This is a genomic window from Vibrio sp. S11_S32, from assembly GCF_014694465.1.
GTDB lineage: Bacteria > Pseudomonadota > Gammaproteobacteria > Enterobacterales > Vibrionaceae > Vibrio > Vibrio algicola.
Genome location: NZ_JAAUWS010000132.1, coordinates 1 through 849, shown reverse-complemented (window position 1 = coordinate 849; position 849 = coordinate 1). Strand labels below are relative to the sequence as shown.

Sequence of the window (849 nt, the reverse complement as noted above, 5' to 3'; positions counted from 1 at the left end):
CAACCATTTCGAGCAATTAAACGATAAATAGTATGCATGCTGGCACAATAACTTATCTTTTCCTTTTTCATTCGTCCAGCCATTTGCTCAGGACTGAAACCGAGGCTTAGGAAAGATTTCACTTTGTCATAGAAGATATCTACAGCAGAAAAATTGTTGGTTACGATGTCTATGAATGCGAGAGTGGAGAATTGGCATCACAGCTGTTGCAACGAACATTGCTCCGCGAGCAATGCTTTTATCAACCACTGGTACTCCATTCAGACAATGGTGCGCCGATGAAATCACTAACGTTTAAAGCAAAAATGGAAGAATTAGGCATCATCTCTTCCTATAGTCGACCGAGAGTCAGCGATGATAATCCGTATGTGGAATCACTGTTCCGTACCCTGAAGTATGTACCAAACTGGCCGACAAAGGGGCTTTGACTGTCTGGAGAATAGTCGCTGTTGGGTTGAATCCTTCGTGCGTTGGTACAACACCGAACACAAACACAGTAAGTTAAATTACGTGACGCCTTTGCAGCGACACAATGGAAAAGATAAAGAGGTTTTGGCTCATCGCGCAGAAGTTTTACTTGCAGCGAAATGCAAGAATCCAGCACGTTGGTCTAACGATATTAGGAACTGTGAACCTGTTGGAGACGTCCACTTAAATCCTGAGATAAAAGCAGCTTAATAAGTAAGCAAATGATGACAACTACCTTGAAAAACACCGATTGTCATGCGCCGTTATTGCTGTATATCGACCTTGAGGGCAGCGTCCCAACTCTGATGATATCGATTTATTTCCCCGTTTAAGTTCTTTACCTATTTGACGGGCTGAAAACTCTAATTGCACCAGGGCTTC

At 42.9% G+C, this 849-nt stretch carries 1 pseudogene; it reads left to right on the top strand.

Going from position 1 to position 849, the window contains the following annotated elements:
* Window positions 1–122 precede the first annotated feature (122 nt).
* A pseudogene (locus HC723_RS17575) lies at window positions 123–678 on the top strand (transposase); the annotation flags it as partial.
* Window positions 679–849 lie beyond the last annotated feature (171 nt).